Source organism: Pseudoalteromonas sp. BSi20480, from assembly GCF_000241365.1.
GTDB lineage: Bacteria > Pseudomonadota > Gammaproteobacteria > Enterobacterales > Alteromonadaceae > Pseudoalteromonas > Pseudoalteromonas marina.
In genome coordinates, this window is record NZ_BADX01000135.1 from 1 (window position 1) to 20,707 (window position 20,707).

Consider the following 20,707-nt stretch of genomic DNA (forward strand, 5'->3'; position numbering starts at 1 on the left):
TAGCAATACACCTGAGAACATAATCCATTGCTGTACTTTGGGAATACCTATAGTTGGTGTTTCTTTTGATTTAAAAATATCAGCAAAAGGTAAGAAAAATATTTTCGGCATTAACGCTAAACTAAGCAGCATTAAAAATGCCCCAATACTCATTAATAAATCTTGTGCTTTAAATTCGATAATCCAAAAATCGTAAATACCGCTAATTAATAATAAAAAAGCAAAACTAACACACAACGTGAACGCTACTTTTTCTCTCGTAGATGAATTACTCATAAAAATCCTTTTTACATAAAACTATAATCAATAAACTAAATGACTTACGGTAATAAAACCAACTTTAATTTGTAACTATTTATTAGTTAATATTAATATTTGGCTTAAAGCAAATGACTCATTTGCTCTTTTTTGGCTGGCTTACATTTATTGTAAACAGAATGACGTGATTTGCTTTCCTGTATTTGTTTTGAAGAGTGCGTGTCTAAAAGAATATAAAAAGTCGTACTCGTTCTAATTAAGTAAATTTTGAAAATCATTAGCACAATTATAGTTTTTACTATGCTTAGCGAGTTCCAGCATTTCCTCGTTAAAAATACGTGAATAAGCTATGGCGTGTTTTTCCAGCTCAATTTGTGCAGAACAATTACTGCTGTCTGCACCAACCCACAAAACATCCCATCTAGTTTTCAATATAATACATGCTGTCATTTGAATATGCTCAAACCCAGGGCGAGCAGGAACTAAACCATTAGCGATGGCGATAAAAGACACTCCTTTAGTCTCAAAACTTTGTTTTGCATCAATCTCTGCACTTTCAGTAATAAAGTCATTACGTAGGTGTTCAAAAGAGCAATCATCTGCAAAAAAAGAAGGGGGAAAAGAAAAATAAAAAGTATAACTATCTTCATGGGACCCCTTAATAATTACCGCACTAAAACGGGTGAGGAACATTGTCCTGCTCTAATGATTGTTATATGCCAATTACTCAAATGCTAAAGAATTAATATCTGACTCTGCTTCTAGCTTTGATTTGAAAAACAATACGCATTCATCACTGCGAGATATTTTCTCTTTACCGAGTAACTTTTCTATAAATGAACGTTGCTTATCAATTTGAAAAATCCACTCTAATTCAGAATTTGGATCATCTCCGTCTTTATAGAAAGTTGAAGCACCAAGTATGTACTCACGATCATTCCATATAATGTTGCTATACCACCCCCAATCTTCCGCATCAGGTTCTGTTATTTCGTGAGATGAATTAAGTTCTAACTTTAGCCATTTCAATAATGATTCCCCATAAATCGGATTTATGGGATTCTTATTTTCATTTGAAACATTAAACTTTGAAGTTTTAAAACTTATGGCAATATGCACGATTCCCTCCTAAGTATATAACTTTTAAATAAGGGCCACAGGCGTGTGGACATAATGGCGAAGTCTAGCGGCATGTAGCGTCCTAGCAAACGAAGTCACTGGCTTATTTTTTTCTTATGTTCACCCACCAATACATCCTTATAAGTAGTAACTCAATAAGCCATCTGAGCTTTCTATATTTAGGATATCCATAATTATCTCTAAATGGTCCCCAAAGTGTTCTTTAGCCTCAGTGTCTTGCATTTCTATTATTTCTAATTCTGGCAAAAACGTTTCCATAACCCAAAGTTTTGATGGATTTTGCAAAAGGCCATTAATGAGAGTGCCTAAAATAGAGTCTAACATTTTAGTTAATAGCTGTTTTTCGTTTGGAACACGGCCAGGCAGTTCAGCAAACAACTCGCTATTCTTAAAACTTTTTAACTCGGATAATGTGCACTGAGTTATGACCAAGGTCTGATTTTGAACTTCTAATAAAGGACTGTATTCCATATTATCCTCCTGGCACATAACAATTTATTGAACACCACTTCAGGGATTTATAACATCTCATAACGGTGTAAATTACATTGCTTAATACTTCCACTAAATAACTTTAATGTAAACAGCTAATTACCTAGGCTATAACCCGCCCTTTTTTAAATGCGCTAAAACGACTTTTAATAATGTTATTAGACAAAACACCAACACTGTATAAATACACAGCATCATTTAATATGCTATTTCTTGCTTATAAAACACTTAACTCACTGGCTGTTAATTTAGCTAGGTGGTTTTAATTTTTGCTGCTGTTGATTATGATGATGCAAAATCTGCTTTTATAAATTTATTTAAATTTTTCATTCATTTCATTAAGGATCACCGCATGTCTCAGTATGACGAATCTCCAGAGCAAATTGCACAGGCCACTGAAGGCTATGTAATGCAGCAAACTATGTTACGTATAAAAGATCCAAAACCGTCGCTGGCATTTTATCAAAATGTATTAGGTATGAAGCTATTAGGTAAGTATGACTTTCCTGAAATGAAGTTTACGCTGTACTTTTTAGGCTACGAGCCAACACAGCCAGAAGGTGATGATAAGACAAAAGCGAAATGGGTATTTGGTCGCCCTGCTCTTATAGAACTCACTCACAACTGGGGCACAGAAAACGACGATAGTTTTACAGGCTACCACAGCGGTAACGACGAACCAAAAGGGTTTGGCCATATTGGTATTAGTGTACCCGATGTTTACGCAGCCAGTGAGCGCTTTGCAAAATACGATGTAGAGTTTGTAAAAAAACCAGACGATGGTTCAATGAAAGGCTTAGCTTTTATAAAAGACCCTGATGGCTACTGGATAGAAATACTCTCACCAGATGGCATAACCGATATTATTTTTGGTAAATAATCTCAACGCTTAATAAAACGGTTACCACATACTAAAAAGCCAGCTGTTACGCTGGCTTTTGTATTTTATTGTAAAATTACTTACTCAGTGCACTTATTCGTGTTTCAAGCGGCGGGTGAGATGAAAACAGCTCAGCCATGCTTTTACCACCCGCAATACCAAATGCCACCATTGAACCTTGCAATTGTGAAGGATGGTTTTGCTTTAACCTTTCTAGAGCAGAACGCATTTTATCTGTACCAACTAATTTAGCGGCACCGCTGTCGGCTGCAAATTCACGCTGTCTGCTGTAATGCGCTACAACTATACTTGCCAACACACCAAACAGGACTTGGAATAACATATCGAACAAAATGTAGGTCCAGCTTATTCCGCCCTCTTCTTCATCGCCATTAAGAAAATTATCTACAATATTTGCCAACACTTTTGCAGCAAATATAACAAAGGTATTTACCACACCTTGAATAAGCGTAAGCGTTACCATATCGCCACTAGCAATGTGTGACACCTCATGAGCAAGCACTGCTTCGGCTTGATCTTGGGTCATACTTTGCATTAAGCCTGTACTTACAGCAACTAGTGAATTGTTTTTACTTGGGCCTGTTGCAAAGGCGTTCATTTCAGGGCTGTCGTAAATTGCCACTTCAGGCATTGCAATGCCAGCTTTTTTAGCTTGTACTGCCACAGTGTTTACAAGCCATTGTTCGGTTTGGTTACTTGGTTGAGTAATAACCTGCGCACCCGTTGATTTTTTAGCAATCCATTTAGACATATAGAGTGAAATAAACGACCCACCAAAACCAAATACGGCCGCAATAAGTAATATACCACCTAGGCTACGATGGCTTAAGCCTAGCGCGCTCATTATAATTGAAAGCACCACACCTAATACCAACATAACCGCAAGGTTAGTTAATAAAAACAAAAATACACGTTTCATTCGCGTTCTCCAAAAATAACATTCATTGCTGAGCGATTTACTAAAATTTGATCGGCTGTAAGCAACACTACCGCAATGACACACTATGTCAATGCGGTAGTGTTATTCTGTGACAAACTATGTCACAGCGCAAGTACTATTTATGGATTTATTGATAAATTTCAAGAAGTGTTTATAAATTTGTAATTTTGGTGTTTGTTCGCTATACGGGCTAATAGCAAGAATGGGAAACGGTAAGCGTGCCTTTAAACTATCAAGGTTTGCTTGGTATTCATCCATGTGTTCATCAACTTGGTTGGCTATCCAACCTATACAGTTAATACCTAAGCTTTGTATGTGTGCTGCGGTTAAAAGTGCATGATTTAAGCAGCCCAACTTCATACCAACCACTAATATAACCGGTAGTTTCTCAGCTTTTACCCAATCGTATAAATACTCGGTATTATTAATAGGCAAAGCCCAACCACCAGCACCTTCTGTAAGCAGGTAGTCAGCGCCTTGCTGTTTTACCGTTTTATAGGCTGCAGTAAGTTCACTTACATTAATAGTTACACCCGCCTGCTCTGCGGCTATGTGGGGGGCTATGGGTGGTGCAAAAGTAAAGGGGTTTACCACGTCATACTTTGCGCTAACTGTTGCACTTTCCATTAGCATAAGTGCATCAGCATTAACAAGTTGGTCAAACGCCATTTCAGACCCAGCAGCTAGTGGTTTATACCCTATTGCCTTTTTTTTATGTTGGGCAAGCAGTTTTAACAATAAACTGGTTACATGTGTTTTTCCCGCATCGGTGTCGGTACCAGTAATAAAAAATTCTTTCATAGCTTTGCCTTGTAACAAACGATGTTTACGCTTTAGTTAATGATAACAATACTACATGATAAGAAACACAGGCTTTTTGGTTTATTAATGGATACGCTGCACACGCCGTTTTAAGCGCCGATTTTGTTAATAAACCTGGGCGTGTTTTTCCTGTATTATGAGTGGTTGCGCCAATTGCTTTTATTGAGCGAATTGCTTGCAGCGGTGTCGAATATTTATCTGTATACATTGTGCTTATAGTGTTTGTAACATTAAAACCAGAACTTTGGACCGATTGGTTTATATAATCAACCGAATTAAATGTATTAATATGGCTGTGGCTATCTACCGCAGCAAACGCTGTTTTTATTTCGTTAAGTGAGCCTTCAACTACAGTGCTAATAAAAGCTTGCCCGCCCGGTTTTAATACCTCATAAAGTGACTTTAAAAGCACGTTAAAGTTAGCTGACCATTGCACCGCAAAGTTACTAAAAATAATATCTACACTGTTTGATTGTAATGGTAAATTGTCCATATCTGCGCATACTTTGTAATCGCCTTTATTACAACTATTGAGCATATTAAAACTTAAATCCATGGAAAGCACATTACCATAAAGGCTTTTAAGCTGATGGGTGTTTACAAGTGGGCCTGCACCTAAATCAACACACACCTTATTTTTATTACATGCTAAAGGCGTTATTAATTTGAACAAATCATCCGCTGCTTTTTTTTGAACATGTGCATGCGTATTGTAATCACCCGCCGCTTTTGAAAATTTAACCTGCGCTCCTTTTTTAAGGGCTGGGTTAAACCTTTTTAAATGGCACAGTGTTGCGGGCTTTGTAACCGGCTTACTATCAAGTGCATGGGCTATCATAATAGTGCCTCTGCTAAATGTTTAACTAGATAAGTAATATCATCAAGGGTGTGCGCTGCCGTTAACGTCACTCTTAAGCGTGCAGTATTGTACGCAACCGTAGGTGGCCGAATAGCGGTTAGCCAAATTCCTTGTTGCTTGAGTTTATTAGCCGCTTTTAATGTTTGCTCTGCACACCCTAATACAATAGGTTGAATAGCCGTATCGGACTCCATTACCGCTATGTTGTGCTGTTGTGCAAGGTGTTTAAAAGTAGCAATGTTTTTATTTAACATTACTCGTTGCGTGTTAGCTTTTTTAATGTGCTTTAAGCGAACTAATGTATTATCTGCCAATAATGGCGACATAGCCGTTGAGTATGTGTAATCGCGGTTATATTGCAGCATGTAGTCTATAAATGCGCGTGAACCCAATACACACGCGCCACTACTAGCAACTGCTTTACCAAATGTGATGACGAGTATGTCGGGTAAAATATTGCCAATAAGTGTTTCGCAACTACCCAGTCCTGTATTACCTAACGCGCCAAAGCCATGTGCGTCGTCTATCATCAGCCATGCATTGTGTTGTTTTGCAAGGCGCAGTAGGTCTTTGATAGGGGCCGTATCACCATCCATCGAAAAAACACCTTCGCTAATAATTAACTTATTTTGTTGCTTTTGACTTTTCGAGCCGAGATCGTAAGTGATTTAAATCGTTGTGGTTAAACCGTATTAAAGCCGCATTTGAATGAAGTGCCCCATCTATTAAGCTAGCGTGGTTTAACTTATCTTGAAAAATAGCGCTGTTTTGCGCTGCTGCTTTATCCTGAAACAACGCTTTAATTACACTGCTATTAGCACTAAACCCAGAATTAAAAAGCAACCCAGCTTGATAACCTAACTGAGTGCATAAGTACTGCTCTAACGCTTGTTGCTGTAATTGATACCCTGTTACTAATGCAGAGCTATGGCTACCTAACGTATTAATATTTTCGTTCTCAATAGTTAAATCACCAAAGCCCAAGTAATCATTACTGGCAAAATTTAGGTAGGTTTTATCATTTACCATAATGGTTCGTGCTGTGGCGCTTTGTACCACGTGGCGTTTGCGTAAAAGCAATTGCTCTGCCCGTTCATTAAGGTGTGTGCTAATAAATTCAAATGGCATGAGTAACGCTTAATTAGGCTTCGTAAAATAATTCAGACGTTGCTTTATCTGCAACTTGTGATGAAAGCGACGCTGCTACAGCTTCATCTGAATAATCTTCACGCGTTTCTGGGTTCATTCCTAGCTTTTTAATTAGGTTCATATCGGCATCCGCTTCTGGATTTTCGGTGGTAAGCAGCTTGTCGCCATAAAATATAGAGTTAGCACCTGCAAAAAAACACATTGATTGCATTTGCTCGTTCATGGCGTTACGCCCTGCCGACAAACGTACATAGCTGTGTGGCATCATTATTCGTGCAGTAGCAATAGTGCGTATAAACTCAAAATGGTCTAAATCGTCAACGTTTTCAAGTGGGGTACCTTTTACTTTAACTAGCATATTAATAGGTACACTTTCTGGCTGTTGTGGCAAGTTAGCCAATTGCATAAGTAACCCATAACGGTCGGCTGCTTGCTCGCCCATACCGACTATACCGCCTGAACAGACTTTCATACCGGCATCGCGTACATGATCTATGGTGTTTAATCGATCTTCAAAGGTACGGGTTGATATAATTTGCTCGTAGTATTCAGGTGATGTATCTAGATTATGGTTGTAATAATCTAAACCTGCACTGCTGAGTTCGTGTGCTTTTTCGTTTGTGAGTTTGCCCAGCGTCATGCAGGTTTCAAGGCCAAGCTCTTTTACTTCTTTAACCATTTTCGAAATGTAAGGCATGTCTCTGTCTTTTGGATCTGACCACGCAGCGCCCATACAAAAACGTGTTGCGCCTTTTTGTTTAGCTAAACGCGCTTGCTCTACTACTTTTTCTACTTCAATAAGTCGCTCGCGCTCTAGGTCGGTTTTATAGTGCCCTGACTGTGGGCAATACTTGCAATCTTCTGGGCATGCCCCAGTTTTAATTGATAACAGGGTAGAAATTTGCACTTCATTTGGGTTGAAGTTAGCTCGGTGAACCGACGCCGCCTTAAAAAGTAAATCGTTAAACGGCATTTCAAATAATGCTTTAACTTCGCTATGGGTCCAATTGTGGCGAACAGGTGCAAGTTCCATAATTCTCTCTTTATTTTTTTCATATCGGTGATGTTGGATTAGTCTAAAACTTCAAGTACCATTGTCAACGAAGCCCACCCAGTTAAAGTTTACATATGAACAATAAATACTCAATTGATTTAAATTTTGATCGTGAACACATTTGGCATCCATACACATCAATGACAAAGCCTATTCCCGTTTACCCTGTAACCCACGCTAAACACAATATAATTTATCTAGAAACAGGCGAGCAACTTATAGATGGCATGGCATCGTGGTGGAGCGCTATTCATGGTTACAACCACCCTGCTATTAACAAAGCAATGGTTAATCAAATTAATAACATGAGCCACATTATGTTTGGAGGTATCACACATTCAAGTGCAGTTGAGCTGTGTAAAAAACTTGTAGATATCACCCCCCCAAGCTTAACTAAAGTATTTTTAGCTGACAGTGGCTCAGTAAGTGTTGAAGTAGCTATTAAAATGGCTCTGCAATACTGGTTAAGCCAAGGTATTAAAACAAAACAAAAATTAATGACTCCTTATAAGGGTTATCATGGCGATACGTTTGCTGCAATGAGCGTATGCGATCCTGTGAACTCTATGCATAGCCTATATAAGGGTTTTTTACCTGAGCACGTATTTGTACCTGCCCCAGCCAGTAAGTTTTCAAGCACTTTTGAGCAAAGTGAAGCGCTTGAACTTGAACAGTACTTTAAAAATAACCACCAACACGTAGCTGCTTTTATTATTGAACCCATAGTACAAAATGCGGGAGGTATGAATTTTTATCATCCCGATTATTTAGCCTGCGTAAGGCAATTATGCAATCAATACAATGTACTTTTAATTTGCGACGAAATAGCCACTGGCTTTGGCCGTACGGGTAAGTTATTTGCGGTTGAACACGCTAATATCGAACCCGATATTTTATGTATAGGTAAAGCACTTACCGGTGGCTCAATGACTTTATCGGCAACGATTACGAGCGATAAAATTGCCACAGGCATTAGTGAAGGTGAAGCCGGAGTTTTGATGCACGGACCTACCTTTATGGGTAATCCGCTAGCGTGCGCAGCTGCATGTGCCAGCATAGACTTATTACTAGAGCAAAACTGGCAACAACGCGTAGAAGAAATAAATAATCAACTTCAGCAATTACACAAATGTATGGAACTTGAAGACGTTGCTGATGTAAGAGTGCTGGGCGCGATAGGTGTTGTAGAGCTTAATAAAAAGGTTAGCAATATCGATGTTGCGACTATTCAGGCCTTTTTTGTAAAACAAGGTGTATGGATCCGCCCTTTCGGTAAACTAATTTACCTTATGCCACCGTATATAAGTGACGAAAACAGCATTAAAACGCTTTGCGATGCTATTTATAGTGCAATTAAAGGCAAACATTACGCTAAAGCATAGTGATTTTTTAAAGTTTAATAGTGGTATTAATTAGTTAATAGCTTCATTAATTTTAAGCAAAAAGCGGATTTAACTTGATATAGATCATTTGTATTAATTAAATTCGTCCTCATGCCTTCAAATACGTGTTTAGCAGTTTTAGTATATTGCTCTTCGTAATATTTACGGATATGATAATACCTATCATTTACAATTACCTTTTTGGACTTCTTTCATGAACTTATTTTTTAAACCAGCCAAAACATTAGGTGCCTCTTTATTAATAGCGTCTGCGTTTATTGCGCAACCTGTATTTGCTAACGGTCCTATTGGTGAACATGTAAATCACCTTCAAGCTAACCTTAAAAGCTATAACGAAGAAGTTGAATGGATGGTAGGCAAAGTAGACACGCTTGTTAGCACCTACGAAAATAAAGGCGCTAAGGCCGTAAATACCGACGATTTAATTGAATATTGGGAATCGGTAAAATTTCACAGTGCAATTGAAACTAATTTAGTGCCTGTTTATGCCTCTATTTGGCAGGGTTTGTACGGTGTAAAAATGGCAATTGACGGTGGTAAATCAGCTGCTGAGGTTCGTGTACAACAAACCGCAATGAATAATGCTTTATGGCAAGGTTTAGGTGCTGTTAAATTAGCGGCTAAATTTCAACAAAAAGGCTTGTTAGAGTCTGTTACAGCTACAGCAAGTAAAGAAATGACGCAAAGTGCAACAATAGACGAAATAAAGCACAAACTAGACCGCGTCATCGCAAAACTTGCTGAGCGCCTACAAGACGAAGCCACTGAAATTGTTCACGATACGTATCTACACTTATTCGAAGGCGTTGAAGGTACACTTATCGAGCAAGATGCCAATCTAGTCGAGGCAATTGAAAAAGATTTTAACGTCACGCTTCCAAAAGCAATCGCAGATAACAAAAGTGTTGATGAAGTACGCGATGTAGTTACCAGCATGCAAACAAAATTAGACCGCGCCAAACGTTTAATTGAAAAAGCAGAAAAAAACCGTAAGGACGTTTTTTAGTGGAACGCAGAACCTTTATACAAAGGTTAGCTGCATTAGGGGTAATTGGTTCATTGCCATTACCTCTATCGCAAGCTTTTGCTAATACAGTAACCAACCCCGTCTCGGTTGACGATTTACCTAAGCTTAAAGGTGATTTAACCTTATATTTAGGCCGAGGTGAAGGTGGTTTATACGAAAACGTATTACAAGCTATCCAAAAAAATAACCCTGATTTTAATTTAGCTATTCGCCGCGGACCAACAGCTGCACTTGCCAACACAATTGTTGCAGAAGCCAAAGCGGGTGTTAAACGTGCTGATTTATTTTGGGCTGTGGACTCAGGTGCAATTGGTTTAGTGACCGATGCAGGCCTTGCAAAACCACTGCCAGACGATTTTTCGGCTCAACTGCAGCCGCAATTTAAATATAAAGACTGGGCGCCAGTAACGGGACGTATTCGTACATTGCCTTTTAATACGTCGCGTTTAACTAAAGATCAAATTCCAACCAGCATTATGGAAATTGCTGACAGCGACTTGAGTATTGGTTGGGCCCCTGCTTATGCGTCTTTTCAATCGTTTGTTACAGCAATGCGTATTTTACAAGGCGATGATAAAACGGCTAAATGGCTCAAAAAAGTTAAAAAACGTAGCAAAAACATACGCAGGTGAATTAGGCGTTGTAATGGGTGTGGAACGGGGTGAAGTTGATATTGGCTTTGCTAATCATTATTACACTTTACGTTTAAAATCAGGCAAGCCGGATGCAAATCTTGATTTAGCCTTTACCCAAAACGATGCAGGCTGTTTAGTCAACGCCTCGGGTATATTAACGCTTAACAGTGACCCGCTTGCTACTAACTTTATGCGCTATTTACTCAGCAAAGAAGTACAAGGTTATTTAGCACGTGAAGCCTACGAAATCCCCCTTGTAAACGGTATTGCTCAGCCTGATGGTTTACCTTCGCTTTCGAGTGTTTCACCACCTAAAATTGATTTAACACAGCTTGCAGATTTGCGACCCACTATAGACTTAATGCGCAGCAACGGCGTTTTATAATGCGATTACCCCCATCTTACCCAATGGCGCTGCTTGCAGCGCTCATTACGCTTACCCCTATTTGTATATTAATGGTGCTTGCTAGTGACTCAAGTTCCTATTTTGATAGCCATAATTTAACCATATTAGGTAATACACTGGCTTTAATGGGCTTAACTGTTCTAGGCTCAATTTTAATCGGCGTACCACTTGCGTTTATAAGCGCCTATGTACACTTACCATTTAAAAAAGCATGGCTTGTATTATTTGCCGCTCCCCTTGCTATACCTAGTTATATTGGTGCGTTTACGCTTTATGCTGCATTTGGCTCTGGGGGTGAAATCAATAATTTACTCGGATTTGAAACACCGTCTATGTATGGGCTATCCGGCGCTGCAATAGTTATGACCTTGTATACATTTCCATTTGTAATGATGACTACCCGTTCATCTTTACTCAGTTTAGACGCCAGCATGGTAAACGCAGCTCGCACATTGGGTATGTCGATGACGCAAAGTGTATTCAAAGTTATTCTACCCCGCGTGGTAAATGGCATTGCTGCTGGGTCGTTATTAGTGGCACTTTATACTTTATCTGACTTTGGCACCCCAGCCATGATGAGACTTGATACGTTCACCCGTGTTATTTATGTTGAATACAATGCGTTTGAATTGGGTCGCGCAGCGATGCTGTCGCTTCAATTAATGGTTATTGTAGGTTTTTTATTACTTGTAGAGTCGCAAATAAAAACAGCGAGTGAGCGTCATGGCCGCCCCCTTATTTTATTCCCAAGTAAACTTCAATTGAGTGCGTTATTTGCTCTGTTCGCTCCTGTGCTGTTGCTAGCGATCGGCTTACCCTTGGCAATATTTTTTATATGGCTTGCACGAGATGGCTTAAGTAATTTTGATTTTACCATTGCATGGCATTCAACCTATGCGTCTGCACTTGCTGCTATTGTTGCCGTAATAGTAGCAGTCCCTGTTGCGCACGCGGCTCTCAGTGGCAAAGCAGGCAGGATTATGGAGCGCGTTACTTACTTTGGCTTTGGCATACCCGGTATTGTAATGGGCACAGCGCTGGTTTATGGCGGGTTGCAATTACCATTTTTGTATCAAACTTTGGGGTTACTTATTATTGCCTACATGCTACGTTTTTTGCCTCTCGCGGTTGGTTCAATTCGTACTAGTACCGAACATTTAGACCCTAGCTTAGTAAAATCTGCTCGAGTGCTTGGTGCAAGCCCGCGCGAAGCCTTCACACGTATTACTTTGCCTTTAACCATGCGTGGTATCGTCGCTGGTGGTGCATTGGTGTTTTTAGAGTCAATGCGTGAACTTGAGGCCACTTTATTACTAGGCCCTACTGGGTTTGAAACCCTGTCTACTTATTTATGGCGTGTTTACGAAGCTGGCTATTTTGGCCGTGCCGCTATACCTGGGCTGTTATTAGTGGTGATCTCTGCTTGTGGTTTAGCTATTATGATGTCTGGCGAAAAACGTAACCAGTTTGAACATTAAGGATTTGAAGTAAATGCTATCTGTAAGTCAGTTGTCTATAGATTATGGCAGTAATCGCGTTGTGAGCGATTTGAATTTAACGCTTGGTGAAAACGAAATCCTAATGCTTGTTGGCCCCACCGGTTGCGGTAAAAGTACAATATTACAAGCACTCGCAGGCTTAATACCTATTTCTGAAGGTGAAATAAACGCAGATAAATGGCGTGCAACCCCTAATAAATCAGTGCCTCCTGAGAAGCGCAGTGTAGGTATGGTTTTTCAAGACTTTGCGTTATTTCCGCATTTAACGGTTGAGCAAAATATTTGTTTTAAATTAAAAGATCACAGCGTGGCAGATCATTGGATTAACCTACTTGGTCTTGAAGAGTTTAGGGCTAAGAAACCTGCGACCCTGTCTGGCGGTCAAAAGCAACGCGTTGCATTAGCACGTACTCTTGCTCACCAGCCTGACTTTGTATTACTTGATGAGCCGCTGTCGAATCTAGATGCGGCGTTAAAAGACATGCTGCGTTGGGATATCCGAAACGCACTAAAAAATGCAGGTGTACCTGCTATTTGGGTTACCCACGACCAAGAAGAGGCACTATCGGTTGGGGATCGTGTTGGTGTTTTAAAAGGTGGGCAAATACAACAAATTGACACTCCCGAAAAATGCTTTAGCACCCCAGAAAACCGCTTTGTTGCGCGTTTTTTAGGTGAAGCTAGCTTTATAAAAGGTACATTAAATAACGGTCAAGCACTTACCGATATTGGTAATGTGCCCGCGCATGGTGTTGACTGTGCTCAAGGCAATGTTGATGTATTGCTTCGCCCCGACGATGTTTTATTAGTACAAAGCAGTATAGGTAATAATGGTGAGGTTATTTGGGTACGCTTTGAAGGCGGTAGTCGATTATGCGCTATAAAACTTGCCTGTGGTACAGTAGTCACTAGCCGCGTGAGTCATGAACTGGTTGTACACCCTGGTGACAACGTACATGTTTCGCTAAGTACCTCTCATCCGCTGGCTGCTTTTAAAAACTAGCGCATTAAATATTTTACTTTAGAGGAAACTATGAACGGACCAAATCCAAATAACCCATCTCCAATGCAAGGGTTTCCTCAAGTAGGTTATTTAAAAAATTTTATTACGTCGCCTAATATAGAAGTCGGTGATTATACGTATTACGACGACCCTGATGGGCCTGAACACTTCGAAAAAAACGTACTTTATCATTTCGATTTTATTGGCGACAAACTTATTATTGGGAAGTTTTGTGCCATAGCAAAAGATGTAACTTTTATAATGAATGGGGCTAATCATAAAAGTACTGGTTTTTCTACCTACCCATTTTTTATATTTGGTAACGGATGGGAAAAGTCTGCACCTCAACCAGGTGACTTACCATTTAAAGGAAATACAGAAATTGGCAATGATGTTTGGATAGGCTATAACGCCACTATTATGCCAGGGGTAAAAATAGGAAGTGGTGCAATCATTGCCAGTAAATCGGTAGTGACCAACGATGTGCCTGCTTATGCTGTCGTTGGTGGTAATCCAGCAAAAATAATCAAACAGCGTTTTGACGATAAAACGATTGATGCACTGCTATCTATTGCATGGTGGGATTGGAGCAATGACAAAATCACTGCTCATTTAGATGCTATAATTCAAAATAATTTAGACTTACTGTCTAAACTATAACACTACCATTCAAACATATACGCCATTTTACTTATGGTTTTAAGCGGCACGTTATGCGAATTGCGTTTAGCGTATAAGTGCTGCATTGATTTATCTTTTACTTCACCCACTATCACTTCTTTAACTTGGTAACCTAATGCAACAGCTGCTTGAGTGTATGCAACAAACTCCCATTTTTTTATATTGGTGTTGTCTACAATCACGAGCGGAATATCTTGTGCGAGCGCTTGTATAAAACGCGCTAAATTTAAATTATGGTATTGCGGTAATTTAAATTTATCAAAATGATATTCGCCCTGCTCATTTAAAAAATAATCGTCTGTTGAGCAAATTAAATATTGGCTTTCATCTGCAGTCGCTAATTCGTCTGCTAAATTTTGTGCATAATACGACTTACCGCTTCCCGGTAGTCCACGTAAAATAAAAACTTGTTTCATAGCATCCATTTCTAAAGTAATGGTCAGTATTGAGAAATCAAAGAATATATAATGCCACAAAATCACTAAATTTCAGAGCAGCAAATTACAAACTTAGTCATTTGTGCCTAAAAATCGACTAAAAATAAACCACATTGATAAAAACTTATAAAGAGTTGCCCGCAATAGTTTTTTTATTTTACTTTACTAGGTAAGATACAGGGTTCTAGTACAGCACCATCTATAAATAAAATATGGTTTATATACTGTACATATTTAAATAAATAAAGTTAGGCAACTTATATCATTGGAGTGAAGATGAGCCATTTAGCGATTTCAGAGCTATTAAAAGGCAATGTTGCGGTAGACAGCCAAGTAACAATTAAAGGCTGGATCCGTACTCGCCGCGATTCAAAAGCAGGAATATCATTTTTAGCCGTTCATGACGGTTCGTGTTTTGATCCTATTCAAGCGGTAGTTCCTAATTCACTAAATAATTATGATGAAGTTACTAGCTTAACAGCCGGTTGTTCTGTATCGGTTACTGGTGTTTTAGTTCAATCTGCGGGCAAAGGCCAATCGTTTGAAATTCAAGCGAATACGGTCACTGTATTAGGTTGGGTAGAAAACCCAGATTCATACCCAATGTCGGCAAAACGCCACAGCATTGAATACTTACGTGAACACGCTCACCTTCGCCCACGTACTAACATGATTGGCGCAGTAACACGTGTACGTAACTGTTTAGCACAAGCCATTCACCGTTTTTATCACGAGCAAGGTTACTACTGGATCAGCACACCTATTATCACAGCAAGTGACTGTGAAGGCGCAGGTGAAATGTTCCGTGTATCTACACTTGATATGCAAAACTTACCGCGTACAGATAAAGGCGACGTTGATTACAGTGAAGACTTTTTTGGAAAAGAAGCATTCTTAACTGTATCTGGCCAGTTAAACGGTGAAACTTACGCGTCTGCAATGTCAAAAATTTATACGTTTGGCCCTACTTTCCGTGCAGAAAACTCAAATACTTCACGCCACTTGGCCGAGTTTTGGATGGTTGAACCTGAAGTAGCATTTGCAGATTTAGAAGACATCGCAAAACTTGCTGAAAACATGCTTAAGTACGTATTTAAAGCGGTACTTGAAGAGCGCCGTGACGACATGGAGTTTTTTGCTCAACGTATCGAAAAAACTGCTATTAGCCGTTTAGAAGAATTTGTTGAAAAAGACTTTGCACAAGTTGATTACACAGACGCAGTCGAAATTCTTAAAAACTGCGGTAAGAAATTTGAGTTTGATGTTGAATGGGGTGTAGATTTACAGTCTGAGCACGAACGTTACCTAGCAGAAGAACACTTTAAAGCACCGGTAGTAATTAAAAACTACCCACGTGATATTAAAGCATTTTACATGCGCCAAAACGAAGACGGCAAAACCGTTGCTGCTATGGACGTAGTTGCACCGGGTATTGGTGAAATCATTGGTGGTTCTCAACGTGAAGAGCGCCTTGACGTACTTGATGCCCGCCTTGAAGAAATGGGCTTAAACAAAGAAGATTACAGCTGGTACCGCGACCTACGTAAATACGGTAGTGTGCCACATTCAGGCTTTGGTTTAGGTTTTGAACGCTTAGTTGCATATGTAACAGGTATGGGCAATGTACGTGACGTAATCGCCTTCCCTCGTACTAAAGGCAGCGCAACTTACTAAATTAGTATTTAGTAAATTGTTTAAAAATTAAAAACCAGCCAATTGGCTGGTTTTTTTGTGGCTAAAACTTAGCGTATAAAAAAAGCCGCAGCACCCATCAGGCACCACGGCTTTCAACCAGAATAAGGTTTAATAAATGGTTATAGTGCGTTTTCTAATTGCGGTAACACATCAAATAAATCGGCAACGAGTCCATAGTCTGCAACCTGAAAAATAGGTGCATCGGGGTCTTTGTTAATTGCAACAATCACTTTTGAGTCTTTCATCCCCGCTAAGTGTTGAATGGCACCGCTAATACCCACTGCGATGTATAAGTTAGGCGCTACAATTTTACCTGTTTGCCCTACTTGCATATCATTAGGTACAAAGCCTGCGTCTACCGCAGCGCGCGATGCACCAATAGCAGCACCTAATTTATCGGCTATACCGTTTAAAAGAGCGAAATTTTCGCCATTTTGCATACCACGACCACCAGATATAACCACCTCAGCAGCGGTAAGCTCTGGGCGCTCTGACTCAGTTTGCTCAACGCTTACAAACGTACTTAACTGTGAGTCCGATATTGTATCTAAAGTATTAATGCTTACAGCGGCTTGCTCGCTTTGCAAATCAAAACTACTTGCGCGTACGGTAATCACCTTTTTAGCATCAAGTGATTTTACAGTCGCAATAGCGTTACCGGCATAAATTGGGCGTTTAAACGTATCAGCATCTATTACATCAATAATTTCAGATATTTGTGCTACATCTAAAAGGGCCGCAACACGTGGCATAAAATTTTTGCCTGTGGTAGTTGCACTTGCCACAATATGACTGTAGTTGTCAGTTAACGACATAACTAAATCGGTCATGCTTTCTGCTAGTTGGTGTGCATAAGCTGCATTATCTGCAACAAGCACACTCGCAACGCCTTCTATACTTGAAATAGTCTCGCTCATATTGGCGATGTTTTCACCGGCCACTAATACATCAACAGGAAAACCCATTTGAATAGCCGCATTAATTGTTTTTGAGGTTTCTGGTTTTAAGGCACCGTTGTCGTGCTCTGCAATTACAAGTGTTTTCATTTAAATCACCTTTGCCTCTGTTTTTAATTTTTCTACAAGTTGTGCAACGTCTTCTACAATAATACCACCACTACGTTTAGCCGGTTCTTCTACGCTAACAAGCTGAATACGAGGTGTTAAATCTACACCTAAAGAGTCTGCAGCTATTACATCAAGCGGCTTGCGTTTTGCTTTCATTATATTGGGTAGTGATGCATAACGTGGTTCGTTCAAACGTAAATCTGTAGTGATAATGGCTGGCAATGAAAGTGCGACCGTTTGCAAACCGCCGTCTACTTCGCGTGTAATGTTTACTTTTCCATCAGCGACGACCACTTTAGACGCAAACGTACCTTGCCCACGATTAGTTAATGCTGCAAGCATTTGACCCGTTTGGTTATTGTCTGAATCAATCGACTGCTTTCCTAAAATAACAAGTTCTGGCGCTTCTTGCTCTACAATTTTTGCGAGTAATTTTGCAATGTGTAATGACTCTAATTTTTCATCGGTTTCGATGTGAATTGCTTTATCTGCACCCAGTGCAAGCGCTGTGCGTAGTTGTTCTTGCGATGTTTTAGCGCCAATAGTAACAGCTACAACTTCAGTGGCTGTACCAGCTTCTTTTAAGCGAATAGCTTCTTCAATTGCAATTTCACAAAATGGGTTCATCGCCATTTTAACGTTCGTTAAATCTACATCGCTGTTGTCACTTTTGACACGCGCTTTTACGTTGTAATCTATAACGCGTTTTATTGGTACAAGAACTTTCATAGGAACTCCATAATTATTTAAACCTACAACCTAACGTGTACGTCAACCTATTTATTTTATGAAATCAGACTACTTCCTGTTGACGTAAACGTCAACCTAAAATAACCTTTAACTATTCACAGCCTGTAACGAAAAATTGGCATTGTAATAAATAGGCTGAATACCTTGTTCAAATACTTAGGCAGTATTGAGTGAGTCCGTCATAAATAAAGAGGTTATTATGGTCGAACGTGAAACCATGGAATTTGATGTAGTTGTTGTAGGCGCTGGACCTGCGGGACTTGCTAGTGCAATAAAACTCGCACAACTTGCACAAGAAAAACAACAAGAGTGCATGATTTGTGTTGTAGAAAAAGGCTCAGAAGTTGGCGCGCATGTTCTATCGGGCGCTGTATTTGAAACAAAAGCGTTAGATGAATTACTACCAAATTGGCAAGAGCAAGGTGCGCCAGTAACTACGAAAGTTACAAATGATGAAATTTATTGGTTTAATAACGAAGAAAAAGCAACATCAATCCCCCACTTTGCTACGCCTAAAACATTTCATAATAATGGTAACTACATTGTTTCAATGGGTAACGTATGCCGCTGGCTAGCAGAGCAAGCTGAAAGTTTAGGCGTAGAAATATTTCCAGGCTTTAGCGCACATTCACTTATTATTGAAGACGACGCAGTAAAAGGTATTGTTACGGGTGACATGGGCGTTGATAAAGAGGGTAATGAAAAAGATGGCTACATGCCAGGCATGGAGCTAAGAGCTAAATATACTATTTTTGCTGAGGGCTGCCGAGGCCATTTAGGCAAACAACTTATAAACCAGTTTGCACTTGATGCTGACTCATCGCCTCAACATTATGGCTTAGGCTTTAAAGAAATATGGCAAGTAGATGAGTCTAAGCATCAACAAGGTAAAGTAGTTCATGGCACAGGTTGGCCGTTAAGTGGTGATACGAGCGGTGGTGCATTTATGTATCATAGCGAAAATAATCAGGTCGTTGTTGGCTTAATTGTTGATTTAAATTACACAAACCCGCATTTAAGCCCGTTTGATGAATTCCAGCGAATGAAACATCATCCTGTTTTTAAACACGTACTTGAAGGCGGTGAGCGTATTGCTTATGGCGCGCGTGCTATTGCAAAAGGTGGATTACACTCTTTACCTAAAATGCATTTTCCTGGCGGATTATTAGTAGGCTGTGATGCAGGCACATTAAATTTTGCAAAAATTAAGGGAAATCACACAGCAATGAAATCGGGCATGATAGCCGCTGAAGTCATTTTTGAAGCATTAGAAAATGAACAAGCTAATACTGATTTAGTAAATTACCACCCGCAGTTTGAACAATCTTGGGCTTATAAAGAGCTTTATCATTCTCGTAATTTTGGTCCGGTGATGCATAAGCTAGGTAAATTTTTAGGGGGTGCATATAACACGCTCGATCAAAATGTATTCAACGGTGCTTTACCATTTACCTTTAAAGATGATGTTCCAGATTACTCTACGCTGGTTGATGCTAACATTGCTGAAAAAATAGCTTACCCTAAGCCTGATGGTTCACTTAGTTTTGATAAACTTTCAAGTGTGTTTTTATCAAACACTAACCATGAAGAGTCTCAACCTTGTCACCTAAAACTTAAAAACGCAGCAATACCAATAAAAGTTAATCTTGTGAAATTTGATGAACCTGCGCAGCGCTATTGCCCAGCAGGTGTTTATGAGGTGCAAGAAATAGAAGGTAACAACGAGTTTGTAATTAATGCACAAAACTGTGTTCACTGTAAAACCTGTGACATTAAAGATCCGAGCCAAAACATCACGTGGGTTACCCCAGAGGGCGCTGGCGGCCCTAATTACCCCAATATGTAATATCTTTTACATATAAATTATAAACATATCCTAAATTGCAGGGGCTTCGCCCCCTTTTTTGCGCTATGCTGATTGTATAATTAATAAAAAGAGTAAAGCTTATGCCGTCGTCAAATGTTGTTTTTCGTTTTTTAGCAGAACCTACCGACGTTAATTTTGGTGGGAAGGTGCATGGTGGTGTGGTTATGAAGTGGATTGACCAAGCTGGCTATGCCTGTGCTGCAGGCTGGAGTGGTCATTATTGTGTAACCGTATCGGTGGCAGGTGTTAAATTTAGACGCCCTATTCTGGTTGGTCAAATAGTAGAAGTGGAAGCTAAAATTGCACATACCGGTAAAACAAGTATGCAAATATTTATACAAGTTCGGTGTGGCGACCCTAAAACACAGAACATGGTTGAAACAAATCACTGTGTAATAAGCTTTGTTGCCATGGATGAAACAGGTTACCCCGTTGCAGTGCCAGAGTTTAAAGCGGTCACCAATGAAGATGTAAAATTAGAAAACTACGCAATTAAAATGAAAGAAATTGCGATAGAAACCGAAAACTTACTTCATCAAGTGTAATTACGCATTAGCTAATTTTTGTACTGTAAAAATCACCTAATGCTTTGTAAAAAATACAATTTATTTAAAATCGCTAA

The 20,707-nt window shown here is 39.5% G+C and carries 20 protein-coding genes and 2 pseudogenes; 10 read left to right on the forward strand and 12 right to left on the reverse strand.

The window, feature by feature from the left end; all coding sequences use genetic code 11:
• The 4 genes from P20480_RS18430 to P20480_RS05750 form a co-directional block, all read right to left on the reverse strand.
• A partial coding sequence (locus tag P20480_RS18430; RefSeq protein WP_033025661.1) for a hypothetical protein occupies window positions 1-276 on the reverse strand: 276 nt, incomplete at its 3' end.
• Window positions 277-510: 234 nt separating this feature from the next.
• Window positions 511-951, reverse strand: a complete 441-nt coding sequence (locus tag P20480_RS05755) for a hypothetical protein (RefSeq protein WP_008131153.1) — start codon at window positions 949-951, stop codon at window positions 511-513.
• 30 nt (window positions 952-981) lie between these two features.
• The gene (locus P20480_RS18435; protein ID WP_033025663.1) at window positions 982-1,377 is read right to left on the reverse strand and encodes a hypothetical protein; all 396 of its coding nucleotides are present in this window, start codon (window positions 1,375-1,377) and stop codon (window positions 982-984) included.
• A 138-nt stretch (window positions 1,378-1,515) separates the two neighbouring features.
• The gene (locus P20480_RS05750) at window positions 1,516-1,869 is read right to left on the reverse strand and encodes a DUF4844 domain-containing protein (RefSeq protein WP_008131156.1); all 354 of its coding nucleotides are present in this window, start codon (window positions 1,867-1,869) and stop codon (window positions 1,516-1,518) included.
• Window positions 1,870-2,242: 373 nt separating this feature from the next.
• On the opposite strand from P20480_RS05750, the gene gloA reads away from it, so the two are divergent.
• Window positions 2,243-2,770 (forward strand): lactoylglutathione lyase, encoded by a 528-nt coding sequence (gene gloA / locus P20480_RS05745; protein ID WP_008131158.1) that lies wholly within the window; start codon window positions 2,243-2,245, stop codon window positions 2,768-2,770.
• Window positions 2,771-2,846: 76 nt separating this feature from the next.
• Here the strand turns inward: gloA and htpX are convergent, their stop codons facing one another.
• The 5 genes and pseudogenes from htpX to bioB all read right to left on the reverse strand — a co-directional run bounded on the left by htpX (window position 2,847) and on the right by bioB (window position 7,594).
• Window positions 2,847-3,710 (reverse strand): protease HtpX, encoded by an 864-nt coding sequence (gene htpX / locus P20480_RS05740; RefSeq protein ID WP_008131159.1) that lies wholly within the window; start codon window positions 3,708-3,710, stop codon window positions 2,847-2,849.
• Window positions 3,711-3,827: 117 nt separating this feature from the next.
• A complete protein-coding gene (gene bioD, locus P20480_RS05735) occupies window positions 3,828-4,532 on the reverse strand; it encodes a dethiobiotin synthase (protein ID WP_008131160.1) in 705 nt (234 codons plus the stop codon).
• 25 nt (window positions 4,533-4,557) lie between these two features.
• Window positions 4,558-5,391, reverse strand: coding sequence for a methyltransferase domain-containing protein (locus tag P20480_RS05730; protein ID WP_008131161.1), 834 nt, complete (start codon window positions 5,389-5,391; stop codon window positions 4,558-4,560).
• Window positions 5,388-6,540 (reverse strand): annotated as a pseudogene (locus tag P20480_RS18440) (aminotransferase class I/II-fold pyridoxal phosphate-dependent enzyme). Before P20480_RS18440 ends, P20480_RS05730 begins: the two are co-directional and overlap by 4 nt.
• Before the next feature lie 13 nt (window positions 6,541-6,553).
• Window positions 6,554-7,594 carry a biotin synthase BioB gene (gene bioB, locus P20480_RS05725; RefSeq protein ID WP_006793000.1) on the reverse strand — a complete coding sequence of 347 codons (1,041 nt, stop codon included), beginning with the start codon at window positions 7,592-7,594 and terminating at the stop codon, window positions 6,554-6,556.
• Between the two features lie 95 nt (window positions 7,595-7,689).
• Here bioB and bioA point away from each other — a divergent pair, with 95 nt between their 5' ends.
• The 6 genes and pseudogenes from bioA to P20480_RS05700 all read left to right on the forward strand — a co-directional run bounded on the left by bioA (window position 7,690) and on the right by P20480_RS05700 (window position 14,248).
• Window positions 7,690-8,997, forward strand: a complete 1,308-nt coding sequence (gene bioA / locus P20480_RS05720) for an adenosylmethionine--8-amino-7-oxononanoate transaminase (protein ID WP_008131167.1) — start codon at window positions 7,690-7,692, stop codon at window positions 8,995-8,997.
• Between the two features lie 214 nt (window positions 8,998-9,211).
• Window positions 9,212-10,024: a hypothetical protein gene (locus tag P20480_RS05715; RefSeq protein ID WP_008131168.1), complete on the forward strand. Its 813-nt coding sequence runs from the start codon at window positions 9,212-9,214 to the stop codon at window positions 10,022-10,024.
• A pseudogene (locus tag P20480_RS18445) lies at window positions 10,024-11,065 on the forward strand (extracellular solute-binding protein). The gene P20480_RS05715 and the pseudogene P20480_RS18445 overlap by 1 nt, the downstream one beginning before the upstream one ends.
• Entirely contained in the window at window positions 11,065-12,564 is a 1,500-nt protein-coding gene (locus tag P20480_RS05710) for an ABC transporter permease (RefSeq protein ID WP_008131171.1), read from the forward strand. The pseudogene P20480_RS18445 and the gene P20480_RS05710 overlap by 1 nt, the downstream one beginning before the upstream one ends.
• A 13-nt stretch (window positions 12,565-12,577) precedes the next feature.
• Complete coding sequence (locus tag P20480_RS05705; RefSeq protein ID WP_006793016.1) at window positions 12,578-13,588, forward strand: ABC transporter ATP-binding protein; 1,011 nt, start codon at window positions 12,578-12,580, stop codon at window positions 13,586-13,588.
• Between the two features lie 30 nt (window positions 13,589-13,618).
• On the forward strand, window positions 13,619-14,248 hold the full coding sequence (locus tag P20480_RS05700) for a Vat family streptogramin A O-acetyltransferase (protein WP_008131173.1): 630 nt from the start codon (window positions 13,619-13,621) through the stop codon (window positions 14,246-14,248).
• 2 nt (window positions 14,249-14,250) lie between these two features.
• Here the strand turns inward: P20480_RS05700 and P20480_RS05695 are convergent, their stop codons facing one another.
• Entirely contained in the window at window positions 14,251-14,685 is a 435-nt protein-coding gene (locus tag P20480_RS05695; protein WP_008131176.1) for an ATP-binding protein, read from the reverse strand.
• A gap of 297 nt (window positions 14,686-14,982) precedes the next feature.
• Here P20480_RS05695 and asnS point away from each other — a divergent pair, with 297 nt between their 5' ends.
• Window positions 14,983-16,380 (forward strand): asparagine--tRNA ligase, encoded by a 1,398-nt coding sequence (asnS, locus tag P20480_RS05690; protein WP_006793019.1) that lies wholly within the window; start codon window positions 14,983-14,985, stop codon window positions 16,378-16,380.
• A gap of 140 nt (window positions 16,381-16,520) precedes the next feature.
• On the opposite strand, the gene P20480_RS05685 is transcribed toward asnS, so the two are convergent.
• Complete coding sequence (locus tag P20480_RS05685) at window positions 16,521-17,447, reverse strand: electron transfer flavoprotein subunit alpha/FixB family protein (RefSeq protein ID WP_008131178.1); 927 nt, start codon at window positions 17,445-17,447, stop codon at window positions 16,521-16,523.
• Window positions 17,448-18,197 (reverse strand): electron transfer flavoprotein subunit beta/FixA family protein, encoded by a 750-nt coding sequence (locus P20480_RS05680; protein ID WP_008131180.1) that lies wholly within the window; start codon window positions 18,195-18,197, stop codon window positions 17,448-17,450.
• 220 nt (window positions 18,198-18,417) lie between these two features.
• Here P20480_RS05680 and P20480_RS05675 point away from each other — a divergent pair, with 220 nt between their 5' ends.
• Together P20480_RS05675 and P20480_RS05670 are read left to right on the forward strand one after the other, a co-directional pair.
• Window positions 18,418-20,064: an electron transfer flavoprotein-ubiquinone oxidoreductase gene (locus P20480_RS05675; protein WP_008131182.1), complete on the forward strand. Its 1,647-nt coding sequence runs from the start codon at window positions 18,418-18,420 to the stop codon at window positions 20,062-20,064.
• Between the two features lie 101 nt (window positions 20,065-20,165).
• On the forward strand, window positions 20,166-20,630 hold the full coding sequence (locus P20480_RS05670) for an acyl-CoA thioesterase (protein ID WP_008131184.1): 465 nt from the start codon (window positions 20,166-20,168) through the stop codon (window positions 20,628-20,630).
• The last annotated feature ends 77 nt before the right edge of the window (window positions 20,631-20,707 follow it).